At 47.2% G+C, this 12,634-nt stretch carries 24 protein-coding genes; 23 read left to right on the top strand and 1 reads right to left on the bottom strand.

Going from position 1 to position 12,634, the window contains the following annotated elements:
* Positions 1-193: 193 nt before the first annotated feature.
* Positions 194-820: a LexA family transcriptional regulator gene (locus HMPREF0860_RS13075; protein WP_021329337.1), complete on the bottom strand. Its 627-nt coding sequence runs from the start codon at positions 818-820 to the stop codon at positions 194-196.
* 251 nt (positions 821-1,071) lie between these two features.
* On the opposite strand from HMPREF0860_RS13075, the gene HMPREF0860_RS00235 reads away from it, so the two are divergent.
* From HMPREF0860_RS00235 to HMPREF0860_RS00335, 23 genes are all read left to right on the top strand, one after another.
* Positions 1,072-1,275, top strand: a complete 204-nt coding sequence (locus tag HMPREF0860_RS00235) for a helix-turn-helix transcriptional regulator (RefSeq protein WP_038082053.1) — start codon at positions 1,072-1,074, stop codon at positions 1,273-1,275.
* A complete protein-coding gene (locus HMPREF0860_RS13685; protein WP_021329346.1) occupies positions 1,276-1,446 on the top strand; it encodes a hypothetical protein in 171 nt (56 codons plus the stop codon). It abuts the gene before it with no gap.
* Entirely contained in the window at positions 1,443-1,790 is a 348-nt protein-coding gene (locus HMPREF0860_RS00240; protein ID WP_021329328.1) for a hypothetical protein, read from the top strand. The genes HMPREF0860_RS13685 and HMPREF0860_RS00240 overlap by 4 nt, the downstream gene beginning before the upstream one ends.
* 95 nt (positions 1,791-1,885) lie before the next feature.
* Positions 1,886-2,704 carry a phage recombination protein Bet gene (bet, locus tag HMPREF0860_RS00245; protein ID WP_021329327.1) on the top strand — a complete coding sequence of 273 codons (819 nt, stop codon included), beginning with the start codon at positions 1,886-1,888 and terminating at the stop codon, positions 2,702-2,704.
* 1 nt (position 2,705) lies between these two features.
* Entirely contained in the window at positions 2,706-3,608 is a 903-nt protein-coding gene (locus HMPREF0860_RS00250; RefSeq protein WP_021329295.1) for a DUF1351 domain-containing protein, read from the top strand.
* 11 nt (positions 3,609-3,619) lie between these two features.
* Positions 3,620-3,817 carry a hypothetical protein gene (locus HMPREF0860_RS00255; RefSeq protein WP_021329312.1) on the top strand — a complete coding sequence of 66 codons (198 nt, stop codon included), beginning with the start codon at positions 3,620-3,622 and terminating at the stop codon, positions 3,815-3,817.
* Positions 3,807-4,049: a hypothetical protein gene (locus HMPREF0860_RS00260; protein ID WP_021329289.1), complete on the top strand. Its 243-nt coding sequence runs from the start codon at positions 3,807-3,809 to the stop codon at positions 4,047-4,049. The genes HMPREF0860_RS00255 and HMPREF0860_RS00260 overlap by 11 nt, the downstream gene beginning before the upstream one ends.
* Before the next feature lie 3 nt (positions 4,050-4,052).
* Positions 4,053-4,589: a single-stranded DNA-binding protein gene (locus tag HMPREF0860_RS00265; protein WP_021329334.1), complete on the top strand. Its 537-nt coding sequence runs from the start codon at positions 4,053-4,055 to the stop codon at positions 4,587-4,589.
* An 11-nt stretch (positions 4,590-4,600) separates the two neighbouring features.
* Positions 4,601-4,750 (top strand): hypothetical protein, encoded by a 150-nt coding sequence (locus HMPREF0860_RS14055; protein WP_021329256.1) that lies wholly within the window; start codon positions 4,601-4,603, stop codon positions 4,748-4,750.
* A 60-nt stretch (positions 4,751-4,810) separates the two neighbouring features.
* Positions 4,811-5,026 carry a hypothetical protein gene (locus HMPREF0860_RS14060; RefSeq protein WP_021329266.1) on the top strand — a complete coding sequence of 72 codons (216 nt, stop codon included), beginning with the start codon at positions 4,811-4,813 and terminating at the stop codon, positions 5,024-5,026.
* A gap of 2 nt (positions 5,027-5,028) precedes the next feature.
* Positions 5,029-5,220 carry a hypothetical protein gene (locus HMPREF0860_RS00275; RefSeq protein WP_156001967.1) on the top strand — a complete coding sequence of 64 codons (192 nt, stop codon included), beginning with the start codon at positions 5,029-5,031 and terminating at the stop codon, positions 5,218-5,220.
* Between the two features lie 23 nt (positions 5,221-5,243).
* A complete protein-coding gene (locus HMPREF0860_RS00280) occupies positions 5,244-5,999 on the top strand; it encodes a DNA-methyltransferase (protein WP_021329319.1) in 756 nt (251 codons plus the stop codon).
* An 11-nt stretch (positions 6,000-6,010) separates the two neighbouring features.
* Complete coding sequence (locus HMPREF0860_RS00285) at positions 6,011-6,202, top strand: hypothetical protein (protein ID WP_021329330.1); 192 nt, start codon at positions 6,011-6,013, stop codon at positions 6,200-6,202.
* Positions 6,199-6,861: a DNA methyltransferase gene (locus HMPREF0860_RS00290; protein WP_021329308.1), complete on the top strand. Its 663-nt coding sequence runs from the start codon at positions 6,199-6,201 to the stop codon at positions 6,859-6,861. Before HMPREF0860_RS00285 ends, HMPREF0860_RS00290 begins: the two co-directional genes overlap by 4 nt.
* On the top strand, positions 6,858-7,151 hold the full coding sequence (locus HMPREF0860_RS00295; RefSeq protein ID WP_021329320.1) for a hypothetical protein: 294 nt from the start codon (positions 6,858-6,860) through the stop codon (positions 7,149-7,151). The genes HMPREF0860_RS00290 and HMPREF0860_RS00295 overlap by 4 nt, the downstream gene beginning before the upstream one ends.
* On the top strand, positions 7,152-7,349 hold the full coding sequence (locus tag HMPREF0860_RS00300) for a DUF6291 domain-containing protein (protein WP_021329300.1): 198 nt from the start codon (positions 7,152-7,154) through the stop codon (positions 7,347-7,349).
* Positions 7,350-7,361: 12 nt separating this feature from the next.
* Positions 7,362-8,123 (top strand): DUF6291 domain-containing protein, encoded by a 762-nt coding sequence (locus tag HMPREF0860_RS00305; RefSeq protein WP_021329307.1) that lies wholly within the window; start codon positions 7,362-7,364, stop codon positions 8,121-8,123.
* Positions 8,120-8,866 carry an ATP-binding protein gene (locus tag HMPREF0860_RS00310; RefSeq protein WP_021329344.1) on the top strand — a complete coding sequence of 249 codons (747 nt, stop codon included), beginning with the start codon at positions 8,120-8,122 and terminating at the stop codon, positions 8,864-8,866. The genes HMPREF0860_RS00305 and HMPREF0860_RS00310 overlap by 4 nt, the downstream gene beginning before the upstream one ends.
* A complete protein-coding gene (locus tag HMPREF0860_RS00315; protein ID WP_021329325.1) occupies positions 8,854-9,315 on the top strand; it encodes a hypothetical protein in 462 nt (153 codons plus the stop codon). The genes HMPREF0860_RS00310 and HMPREF0860_RS00315 overlap by 13 nt, the downstream gene beginning before the upstream one ends.
* Positions 9,305-9,607, top strand: a complete 303-nt coding sequence (locus tag HMPREF0860_RS00320; protein ID WP_021329254.1) for a hypothetical protein — start codon at positions 9,305-9,307, stop codon at positions 9,605-9,607. Before HMPREF0860_RS00315 ends, HMPREF0860_RS00320 begins: the two co-directional genes overlap by 11 nt.
* A 44-nt stretch (positions 9,608-9,651) precedes the next feature.
* Positions 9,652-10,968, top strand: coding sequence for a DNA modification methylase (locus tag HMPREF0860_RS00325; protein ID WP_021329314.1), 1,317 nt, complete (start codon positions 9,652-9,654; stop codon positions 10,966-10,968).
* Positions 10,969-11,049: 81 nt separating this feature from the next.
* A complete protein-coding gene (locus tag HMPREF0860_RS00330; RefSeq protein WP_156001970.1) occupies positions 11,050-11,352 on the top strand; it encodes a hypothetical protein in 303 nt (100 codons plus the stop codon).
* Between the two features lie 13 nt (positions 11,353-11,365).
* On the top strand, positions 11,366-12,631 hold the full coding sequence (locus HMPREF0860_RS00335; protein ID WP_244870182.1) for a PBSX family phage terminase large subunit: 1,266 nt from the start codon (positions 11,366-11,368) through the stop codon (positions 12,629-12,631).
* Positions 12,632-12,634 lie beyond the last annotated feature (3 nt).

Genomic DNA, 12,634 nt, shown 5'->3' on the forward strand with positions numbered 1-12,634 from the left:
GTCGCATATAATATAAAAATAATCAAACAAAACAAAATATCAATATAAGAAAAGAAATTATAAATTCCGTGAGTTTTAATACATTTTTCGCGGTTTTTTGAGTTTTAAATTTGAATTGGCTACATTATAGGCTACATATTTATTAATTTTTTCTCGTGCTACGCTCCCATACGGGAGCGACTTACACGAGCAATCAATCGAGTTTATGTATGACATAATGCACGCGTCCGATAAGCTCAAGTTTGTCTGCGGGAGCTTCAAACGATCCGTATTTTGGATTGTCGCTTCGGATAATGCACGTTCCGCGCGCCGCCTGCACACGTTTAACATACCCGCACCCGTTTAATCGGATCGCATACAGCCCCTCTGTTCCGTCCCACCCGCAACTATCGCAAACAACCATATCGCCGGATCGCAGCGTCGGCTCCATACTATCCCCCCGCACGTGCAGAGCTGCAAGCTGTTCGCCGTAACGGGATAATTCTTTCGGTACAGGAAAATATCCGGTTACAACGTCGGTTGACGGCAAGTCTACGCCGTTACCCGCAGATAATTCTTGATCGAGTATCGGCACGACAAACGCATTTGTCGGTATATCGCGTGTAATACCGTCAAAATTATTAATTAATAAATCGCTCGGTGATATTCCGAAGACTTTCCCGATTTTTACGATTTCCTCTGCATCAGGAATTGTATTACGCAGGATTTGTTTTTCAATCGCGTGCGCACTTTTCCCGATTTTGATTGACAGCTCTTTCTGGGTTATACCATGCTGTTTGCACAATTTTTTTATCCCCTCCCAAAAAATAGCTATGTCCATACTGCCATTTTAGCATATATGAAGAAAAAAGCAATAAAAATAAAAAAAATGTAAAATATTTACTGAAAATTACTTGACAAATAGGACGTTTGTATGTAATATACATAAAAACAAGACAAAAAGGATAAAAGACAATTACGTTACGTCATCTTGCGTAGTTGCCTTTGGCAACGGACGGGGACAAGGAGAACGTCCAACTGGCGCATAAAGCGAGATGACGGCTTTGTGCGCCTTTTTTTTAGGGGTGCAAAATGGAAAACGTAAGGGAATACGAGCGACCGGTCGGGATGGCGGAAGCTGCGGAGTATCTGGGGGTATCGCGAGGGACGTTGTATGCGTGGGTGTCTGCGGGGCGTATAAAAGCGCATAAGCTCGCGCCGATTGAAAAATCGGGACGCGGAGCAGCCAGCCGGTTTTACCTCTCCGAATTGGAAAAATGGGTCAAGGAGCAATAAATGACGAGATACGAACAAATTATCGCCAAGATTGCCGAAGAGACGGAGAAAGCGGAAAAATCAAAAATACTCGGCGATGCGGAGATGGAGATGTTCCATCGAAATGCGGCAAAAGGTTTTCAGCGGCGCCTGCGTATGCTCTCGCTCGACGAAGCGGCGGAGCTTGTATGAACGCGTTGCGCGATGTGCCGGAGAGCGAAGTTGTCCGCGAAGTGAAAGAGGTGATCCGCATCACCGGACTGAAGCTCCAGCGGATAAACACGGGGAGCTTTGCAATCGGCGAGGGGCGCGCGAAACGGTTTGTTAAGACGGCCGAAGCGGGAACACTCGATTTTGAGGGCTATGACAATTTCGGGCGTTTTTTGGCAATCGAGTGCAAGCGACCCGTCGGCGGCAGGTTGTCTGACGCACAGGCGGCGCGGATCGGCGACATAAACCGCAAGGGCGGCGTTGCGTTTGTGGTAATAAGCGGAAACGAGGCATTAGAAAAACTGCGAGAAGCAGGATGTATATAAGTCGGCGCAACACAGATATAAAGCGGGTGCAAGCCCCGCACGCCTGAATAACGCAAGCGGCCGCGCGCGTTTAATAATTTTTAAGAGGTGCAAGAATGAATGAAATTATTAAAAAAGAAGCTACGGAGATAATCACTCCCGTAGACGAAAAAACAATCATGGAATATCTCGATACAACCGGATTGACAAAATCGCTCTTGCCGAAAGAAAAGGCGATGTTTGTCAACATGGCGCGGCTGTACGGATTAAATCCGTTCAAGCGCGAAATTTACTGCACGGTATACGGCGAGGGGCAATATCGGCAATGCTCCATTGTTACCGGCTACGAGGTATATCTCAAACGCGCCGAACGGATCGGGAAGCTCGATGGTTGGCAGGCGCAAATAACGGGCAGTTTGCAAGACGGGACGCTTGCCGCGACGGTTACGATCTGGCGTAAGGACTGGACGCATCCGTTTACACATACGGCGTTTTATACCGAGTGCGTGCAGACGAGTAAAAAGACGGGCGAGCCGAATGCGATCTGGCGTAAAATGCCGAGCTTTATGGTGCGCAAGGTCGCAATCGCGCAGGCGTTTCGTTTGTGTTTTAGCGACGAATTCGGCGGTATGCCGTACACCAATGACGAAATGGGCGTAGACGCGCCAAAAGAACGCGACATCACACACGAAGCGACAGCGACGATTGCCGATGAAGCGGAAGCGCCGAGTGCGGAAGTAAAAAACGAACCGAAACCGGCGGACGTCGTGCAACAGCTTGAAACGCTTTTGATGAAATACGAAAGCCAATTAAGCGGAAAGCCGTACGAACTCGCCGAAGAAGCGCTCCGCACGGGAAGCGACGCGGAAGTCATTGCGATGTATGAGCGCGTCGTCTCGTATCTCAAACGAAAAGGAATACAGGTAGGTAAATAATATGGCAGAAAAAAAACAAACGGAAACAAATGCGTTGCAGTTGGTCGTAACGAAAAATATCACGGGCGTACTCGAAACAAATATTGCGGGGCTTGAATTGTATGTCGATGAGAAGCTCAAAAGCTATACGCCCGAAACGTATCTCGGAGACGCGGACGCGGCAAAAAAAGACCGCGCGGAATTAAACAACGCGCAAAAACTCTTGTCGCAATCACGCATCCAGCTGATGAAAGAGCTTATGAAACCCTATGCCGATTTTGAAGCACGGTGCAAAACACTTGAAAAGAAAATCGGTGAAGCAAGCGGGAAGCTCGACGAAATCGTCAAGGCGAAAGAGGCCGAAGAAAAACGTGCGAAAGAAGTGCGCGTCAATGAACTTTGGCTTTCGAAAAACTTTGATGTCGTTCCGCTCGAAAAAATTTTTAATCCGAAGTGGCTGAATAAAACGGCAAAAGAAAGCGACATCAGCGCGGAGATGGACGCGATTATTAAACGAATTTATTCGGAACTTAAAATTATCGAAAAGTACGGCGATGACGCCGAGACACTCAAGGCGCATTATCTCATTTGTTTGAACATCTCCGACACAATGGACTACGGCGAAGAACTCGCGAAACAACGGGAAGCCGTCGCAAAGGAAAAAGCCGAACGAGAGGCGCGGGAGCACGGAGAACAAATCGAAAAGCAACGCGCGGAAGTGCGGGAAGAAAACGCGCGGAAAATACAAGACGCGCCGATCGACAGACTCGCGCAAGCGGCACTTGGCATTGAAAAAGCGGCGGAAGAAAAATCGGTTGAATACGTTGTAACAATCCGCATAAAGCCGTCGGAAGTCAACGAGGTAAAATCGCTCCTTACATCGAACGGTATCGAGTATGTTGGTTTTGAGAGGTTGGATTTTTGAGCGAGGCAGGTATGACAGCGGTTATCGCAATCCCCGCGTATGAGACAGCGGCGGCGAAGCCGAAAATCTTTCCGTCGGTGCTGAAATGCGCCGAGTGGTTTTCGACGACATCGGGCAGGATAAAAACGCACATAAAAAACGGAAAAGAGTACGCGGGATATTTTTTCGATGTGGCAATCGAAAAGCAAGGGGGTAGAAATGACGGGTGAACTTGCAAAGAAAGACATCACAAGCATCTGCGAAGCGGTCGGCATAGTGATCGATCGGATGCCGGCGGGGAAACAGTTTTCGGGGTATGACTTAAAAAACGCCGTCGCGCGGATATATCCCGATTGCGTAAATTGCTACGTCGATACGGTGTTGCGTTGTGCGCGGCTTAAACGACGCGGGAGCTTTTTTGTCGTAAATCGGCACAAAAGTTTGTACCAAAAACGGGGGTAAATTATGACGGACATTAATCACGTGCTTGTAATCGGGAGATTAACAAGAGACTTCGGCGCTGACCCGCGAACGTTTTTTTATACGACGGGCGGGACGGCGTGCGCAAAGGTGAGCATCGCCGTAAACCGAAGCGTAAAACAATCGGACGGGCAATGGACGGACGAAGTGAGTTTTTTTGACGTTACGATCTGGGGTAAAACTGCGGAGAATCTGAAACCGTATCTTGTCAAGGGGAAGCAGATCGCCGTCGACGGCTATCTGAAACAGGATCGCTGGCAAAAGGACGGACAGAATTTCAGCAAAGTGAACATCGTTGCGAATTCGGTGCAGTTGCTCGGCGGCGGGACATCCGCGCCCGAAAGTGCGCCCGCGCCGCAAAATTACGGACGCGTACAGGAAACGTATCGCGACAACCCGTCGCAGGTGCCGCCGCGAATGCAGGGGAACTATATGCAACCGCAACAGCCGGCGTATCAAACGACTGCCCCGCAACAGCAATTCGGCGGGGGCGATGATTTTCCCGAAGATTTGCCGTTTTAAGAGGCGCGGCGATGGTAACGGTTATTTTGCATCGAGAATACGTCAAGGGACATATCGCGTTTGCAGTGCCAGCAGACACGGCGATCCGCGAGGCGATAAAGCGCGAACTCGTAAAGTGCCGCGACAAACACAACGATTATGTCCTCGTTACCATCGCGTAGCCTAAGCGCCCGCGTACAACGGGCGACGGATCGCAAAATCATCACCTCAATGGCCATATCATGCAGATATGCAACGTAACGGGCAACGATTACGAAGCGGTAAAAAACGCCGTGAAAATGATTGCAGTTGAACAGATGGGCTATCCGTATACGGATTTTCACGGCGTCATAACTCCGAAGCCGGAGAGCGAAAGCAGTACCGATGAGTGTGCGAAACTCATCGAAGCCGCGCACATACTCGCGGCGGATTTGGGAATAATTTTGAAAGAGGAATGAAAATGAAATTAAAATCAAAGTTTAGCGAACCTTGTGTAGCGAGTTGCCCTTGCCATAAAACAGTGACACATAACGCTTGCTTAGAGTGTTTGGCTCTAAGAAACTCACCATATCATAAAGGCGAGTTTGAAAATAAATCTGATGAAGATATTGAAAAGATGCAGGCCGAAATCGAGGCGGAATTGGGATGGTGAAAGAGCGAGAATAGGAAAAAGATATGGAGCGCATAAAACTATTTAACGACCATTTTCAGAATTATAAAGTCTACGGAATCCCGAAAGCGCAGTTAATCATCGCCGACATCCCGTACAACATCGGAAACAACGCATACGGAAGCAATCCGAAATGGTACATAGACGGCGACAATAAAAACGGCGAATCGGAGCTTGCGGGTAAACAGTTTTTCGATACCGACAAAGATTTTCGCCCGCCGGAGTTTATGCACTTTTGTAACAGGATGTTAATTAAAGAGCCGAAAGAGCGCGGAAAAGCTCCGTGCATGATTGTGTTTTGTGCGTTTGAACAGCAATTCCAGCTTATCGAACTTGCGAAAGAATACGGGCTTAATAATTATATCAATCTTGTTTTTCGGAAAAACTTTTCTGCGCAAGTCTTAAAGGCGAATATGCGGATAGTCGGAAATTGTGAATATGCGGTTTTGTTTTATCGTGAAAAATTGCCAAAGTTTAATAACAATGGCAAGATGATTTTTAATTGTCTCGATTGGGAGCGGGACAACGTAACGCCTAAAGTACACCCGACGCAAAAGCCTATCGGAGTGATTGAAAATCTTATCCGTATATTTACCGACGAGGACGATGTCGTAATCGATCCGGTTGCCGGAAGCGGTGTAACACTTTTAGCGGCTAAAAATCTCGGACGACGGGCATACGGGTTTGAGATAAAGAAAGATTTTTACAAAGTCGCGAATGAAAAGATTTTGACGTCGACGAAACCGTATTTATTTTGTTAAAGGTGGGCACAATGACAAAAACTAATCCGATAATCGTCGCTTCGTTTGAGGAAACAGTCCAGAACGGTGAATACGACTGGAAAGACGTATTGCTCACAAAGGTATGCGACGAAAATACGACAATCGGCGAACTTGTCGAATGGGCAGGGCGAAATCTCGATCGGGATTATTTTGAAATAAGGCTCACGCGGGGTGACAGATGATAAACGAAACACACAACATTGATTGTATGGAGTATATGATGAATTGCCCCGATAAGTTTTTTGATTTGGCTATAGTTGATCCGCCATACGGAATTGGTGAAGATTGGAAAAAAAGAAACAAGGGTGCCGTTTTTAAACAAACGTCATACAAAAATGATGCTATCCCAAACGCTGAATATTTTAAAGAGCTTAAACGTGTTTCAAAAAATCAAATTATTTTTGGGTACAATTATTATACGCGATATCTCGGTAGTACAAATTATTTGATTGTCTGGGACAAACAATCGGCAAATAATCAAGTTGTGCGTTATTCGAAATGCGAAATAGCTTATTCCAGCATTAAAATTCCATGCAATATTGTATCAATCGCTTGGGACGGATACAGGATGGGCACAGAAACAGGACAAAAGAAAATTCACCCGCATCAAAAACCTGTAGCATTGTATAAATGGATTTTGAAAAATTACGCAAAAAAAGGCGACAAAATTTTAGACACTCATCTTGGTAGCGGCTCCAGTCGTATAGCCGCTTATGATATGGGTTTTGATTTTGTCGGATGCGAGATAGACAATTATTATTTTGATGCGCAGGAGAAACGGTACAAAGACCATATAGCGCAACACAATTTATTTGAATTTGTAGGGGGCGTATGCGTATGACGGAACAGCAAATGCAACAGCGCCGATATGCGCTCGCAATAAGCGGCGGGGTGTGCGAAGTATGCGGCTCACCGCTCGGAGCGAGAGCGCAAGGCGCGCACCGTATCGGAAATACGAAAGTAAACCGCGCGAAATACGGCGATTTTGTTATCGATCACCGATACAACATCGGGATGACGTGCAGTCTAAAATGCAACGCGGCGCTTGATATAAGCCGCGATGACGGAGCGTGTATCGCGCTCTGTAAAAAGATATACGATACGGAATTATTAAAATACGGGGGTAAATGAATGACGGGTAGTTTTAGATTTTATGATTTTTTTGCCGAAGCCATGAGTGAACTCGACGATAAACAGTACGGGGCGCTCATGCGAGCGATAAACGAGTATGTATTTATGGGTAAATTACCAAAATTGCAAGGCGTACCGAAAATGATTTTTACGCTCATTAAACCGTATTTAGATAACAACGGCGATAGTTGGTTATAAGTGAGGGATAAAATGGCGGAAAGTTTTGTTTTTTACGGGACATGGGAAGAACAGTTAGAATGCCTCGATCCGGCTATAAGGGGGCAATTTTTAGAAGCAATTATAAACTACGGACTGCGCGAAGAAGAACCGGATTTTACGGGGCTGGCACGGGCGTTGTGGGTCGGAATTAAAAACGACATGGACAACGCAAAAGCCCGCAGAATAAAAAATATGGAAAACGGCAAACGAGGCGGTATCCAAAAAGCGCTAAACGCCGGTACAAAAAAAGAACAAAGCTCTAGCAATAAAGAGCAAGAGCAAGCCGACGACGCGCAGGTAAAAGAACCTCTAGCCAGTCCTAGCGAGTGTCTAGCCACGCCTAGCGACCGCCTAGCCAGTCCTAGCCAGTCCTACCTTGATGTAGATGTAGATGTAGATGTTGATGGAAATGTAGATGTAGATGCAGATGTAAATTCACATAGCGGCACTATCGCGCCGCAAGCGCCCCCGAAACGGCGTTTTGTCAAGCCTACGGTCGACGAAATACGGGCATATTGCGCCGAACGTAAAAACAATATCGACCCTCAATATTTTTGGGATTATTACGAGGCACGCGGATGGAAAGCCGGTGGGCGAAGCGCAATGAAAGACTGGCGAGCGGCCGTCCGCACGTGGGAAAAAAATAATTTCCAGACATCACCGCCGAAAAATCATGGCATGGACGGCGATCAAAGCCAGCAATCAAAGGCGAGCGAGATCGTTAAAAACTGGAAAACGGGGGTATACGCATGAGCGATCTGAATACACAAATACGCTCGATCGGGTGCGCGATCGACACCGAAATCGCGCGGTTGCAAAAAATCCGCGACGACTTGCTCGCAGACCCCGAAGCGGCGAGCGAATGGGACAATCGGGCACGGGAAGCTGAACGGGAATACTACGCAGTGCTCGCCGAAAGCACGTATAAAAAAATCGTGCCGCCGAAGTTTTACGACATGCCGCGAGAACTGAATACGACCGGAAGCGAGGCACGGGCGAGGTTTTACCGCGACGCTCTAAATGCGTTTGAGCTTGTAAAAACGGGGAAGCCCGTGTCAATTTTAATGCTCGGCGAATCGGGGATCGGTAAATCATATTTTGCCTGTTGGATGATACACGAGCTTTTACGCACGCGGAAACGGAACCGCACGTATGATTTGCCGGCGTACTGGTCGGGCGATTACGTTACCGGCTCGACGCTCTCGGCGCGGTATAAAAACGCCGAATCGTTCGGATCGCACGAAACCCGCGACAGAATTTCCTACGAGCTGACCCTCGCGGATTTGCTTGTCGTCGATGAAATCGGGCGGAAAAAAACGCAGTGGGAGCAGGACGCGATTTTCGACATTGCCGACAGCAGGCAGAAAAGCACGGTATACATCAGCAATCTGTCTCTTGAGGATTTCGCGGGCTATGTCGGCTCGGCCGTAATCGACCGGCTCAATCCGACGAAAATTTTGATATCAACGGTGGGATGCGAGAGTTGGAGAGTGTAGCGGACGGGCAATTATTATTGCCGTTTGATTTTTACGAAGAGGAAAAGCGGGTCGATGTTACAAAAATACCGCACATTGCAGCCCCGCAAACCGACAACGAGCGTTTACTTGAGTATCAGTATCAATATAGGGTAAACGGCGATCAATCGGCGCTTAGTGCAATGTATACGTTGGGCATCGAGGTGTGCGAAAGAATCATCGCGCAAACATCGGCGCGTTACGAAAACGTTAAAGCGCTTCGCAGATATGAGCGGCACGAAAAAGCGATCGATGCGACGAATTACGTGATTGAAAAACTGATGCGGGAGCCGCAATGGTACATCGCGGATAATTTTGTCGCATATTTATATTTGCGGGTTTTACACGAGTTATTTTATTGCCGGAAGGTAGATAAAATAGTCAGTTTTGTGGATTTAGATGAGCTGAAGGGAATTATTTATGACGAATGACGATACAACGGCACGGGAGAAAATCATCGACATTACAGAGGCGATGCGCGATTTGCTCGTACACAAAAATGAAAAATACGGAAATTCGGCATTATCGCCGAAGCATATTTTTTACAAAGGCAATGCGGCGAATTCGATTTTAATTCGTCTTGACGATAAACTCGGCCGCATTAAGGCAAATACAGATGATACGCCGCGAGTAAACGATGTCGCGGACATAATCGGCTATTGCACCCTGCTGCTCATTAGTATGGGCGTAACACGGGCGGATATACAAAAACTTGAAGATTAAGGCGATCGACAGCATAGAGGTAAAACAAAAATGACTATATATGTATGGAGATAACCTGTAAAACAAACGATACTCTGCCCTTGTCGGCGTTGACCGAATTTCAAGGCGGGCTTAAAAAACGCACGGAAGATGATTATAGCAAAATCATAAAGAGTATAAATAAATACGGTTTTGCTTTCCCGTTTTTTGTCTGGCAGCACGACGGGATAAATCACGTACTCGACGGACACGGCAGGCTCGGCGCGTTGCAACGTATGACAGCCGCAGGTGAGAGCATACCAGATTTACCTGTAGTGTATGTAAACGCAAAAGACGAGGCAGGCGCGAAAAATCTATTGCTTCGGCTGAATTCCACTTATGGAGAGATGACAGCGGAAAGCGTAGTATCGTTTTTAGACGGAGTAGAAATTGACTTCGACGATATAAAACTTCCCGACGGAATACTTGATTTATCAGCAATGATAGACGATGAGGACACAAAAGACGATGATGAAGCGCCGCCCATAAATGAAGATGAGCCGGCACAAAGCAAGGCGGGCGAAGTATATGAGCTTGGGAAGCATCGTCTTATCTGCGGTGATAGTACAGATGCAAACACACTCGCGGATTTAATGGGTGACGCCAAAGCGGATTTAATATTGACTGACCCGCCATACAATGTGGACTACGCTGGTAAAACGCAAGAAAAATTAAAAATACACAATGATAGAAAAAATGATTTTGAAATGAAGCGGTTTTTAATTACCGCATTTCATACGATGTTTGACGCTACAAAGGCAGGGGCGGCTTATTACATTTTCTATGCACAGGTAAACAGCGATACATTTATAAATGCGCTCAAAGAAGCGGGATATAAACCGCACCAGTATTTAGTCTGGGTAAAAAATGTTTTTACGCTATCACATAATGATTACAAGTGGAAGCATGAGCCTATTATGTACGGCTGGAAAGACGGAGCAAGCCACAATTTTTATGGTGCATTAAACGACAGCACTGTATTTGACAAAAAGAAAGACATCGAAAAGATGAGTAAGGACGAGTTAAAAGCAGAATTAAAACGAATAGAAAACGCAACACCGCAGGATATAATTTATGAAAAAAAGCCGCCGAGAAATTCGGAACACCCGACAATGAAGCCTGTCGAGATTTTAGCGCGCCTCATAAAAAACAGCACGAAAAGCGATGATATAGTTTTAGACCCGTTCGGCGGAAGCGGCTCAACGCTGATAGCCGCAGAAAAAACAGGGCGTATTGCGCGCCTGTGTGAACTCGATCCGCGCTATTGCGATGTAATCAGAAAGCGCTGGACTAAATGGGCAAAAGAAAACGACTGCGCAGTCGGAACGGGTGGGCTTGAGTAAAAACAGAACGAGAAAACGAGAGTGGGAAAGGGATATACAAAAGCGCAGGTATTAAAAGCGATCTCAAATAGCGGCGGTGTAATGACAGTCGTTCAACAGCGGCTCGGCTGTAATTCGTGGGAAACTGCGCGAAAGTATGTCGATAAATGGGCAGAAACCCGCGAGACGTGGGAAACAGAAAAGAAGCATACCGACGACATGGCGCAGTCGGTAATTATTAAAGACATACAAAGCGGAAACGTTCAGACAGCAAAGTGGTGGCTGGAGCGCAGACGCCGCAGGGAATACGCGCTAGACCAGCGAGCGCTGGCAGGAACGCAGGAAAACGAAAACGACGAAGACGCCGAGTTGAGGATAATTATCGATGACGATACAAAGCAGTAATATTTTCGCGAAGGTGTATAACAAAGCGTTTCGCGCAATTCTCGCGCATGAAAAAGAGCGCTATACCTTTCCCGGCGGGCGCGCATCGTGTAAATCCTCGTTTATCAGCCTTGTGATTGTTATTTTAATTGTCATGTTCCCGTCGTACAACGCGCTTGTTATCCGCAAGACGGCGAAAACCTTACGCCGCTCGGTATTTGAGCAGATTGTCTGGGCAATACATAAACTCGGTTTACAGGGGCGGTTTAAAATCCCTGCGAGCAAGACGGCGGCGCTTCCAATAACATATATTCGCAAAAACGGGCGGACGCAGGAAATCATATTCGCAGGCTGCGACGACCCCGAAAAACTGAAATCGATTAAAGTTGCGAACGGCTATTTTGCTATTTTATGGATTGAGGAAAAAACGGAATTTACCGAAGCGGAGTTGCAGAATATCCGCATATCGGTTTTACGTGGCGGAGAAACGTTTTATATTTTTGAAAGCTATAACCCGCCGAGCGCAAAGCGGCACTGGTGCAATATCGAAGCGCGGACACGCGACGTGAACCGTATGGTTTTACATACGACGTATAAAGACGTGCCGCGCGAATGGCTCGGCGAAGCTATCCTGCACGACATCGAACACACGAAAAAAACGAATAAACGAGCGTATGAAAACATATATCTCGGCAAAGCGACCGGCACGGGGTTAAACGTGTTCGAGAACGTCGAGCTTCGCGAAATCACCGACGACGAAATAAAAGGCTTCGACGTGATAAAACGCGGCGTCGACTGGGGCTATTATCCCGATCCGTTTCAATACGTGGCAATGTCGTATCGCAACGAAACGCTTTATATTTTCGACGAACTACGCCTGTATAAGCATGGAAACATCGAGGCGTATCGCGCATTGAAAGACCACATGAATAAAGCCTACGTAAAACTCGGCGGGAAACTCGAAGACGGTGAAGACCGCATAACGACGGAGCGCATAACAGCCGACAGCGCCGAGCCGAAAAGCATCGCTGACTTTCGCGCGTTTGGAGCGGATATGCGGGGAGCAATAAAGGGGGTGGGAAGCCGCGACGCTGGTTTTAAGTGGCTACAGGGCTTGAAAAAGATTGTCATCGATCCAGACCGCTGCCCGCACGCGGCCGATGAGTTTACCCTTTACGAGTACGAACTCGATAAGCGCACTGGAGACGTTATGACAGGCTATCCCGACGGGCAAGCCGACCACACGATGGACGCGGTGCGCTATGCGATGGAAAGCACGTTCCGGCACGCGGGCGAATAAATG

The sequence above is a fragment of the Treponema socranskii subsp. socranskii VPI DR56BR1116 = ATCC 35536 genome (assembly GCF_000468115.1).
In the GTDB taxonomy this organism is placed as follows: Bacteria; Spirochaetota; Spirochaetia; order Treponematales; family Treponemataceae; genus Treponema_D; species Treponema_D socranskii.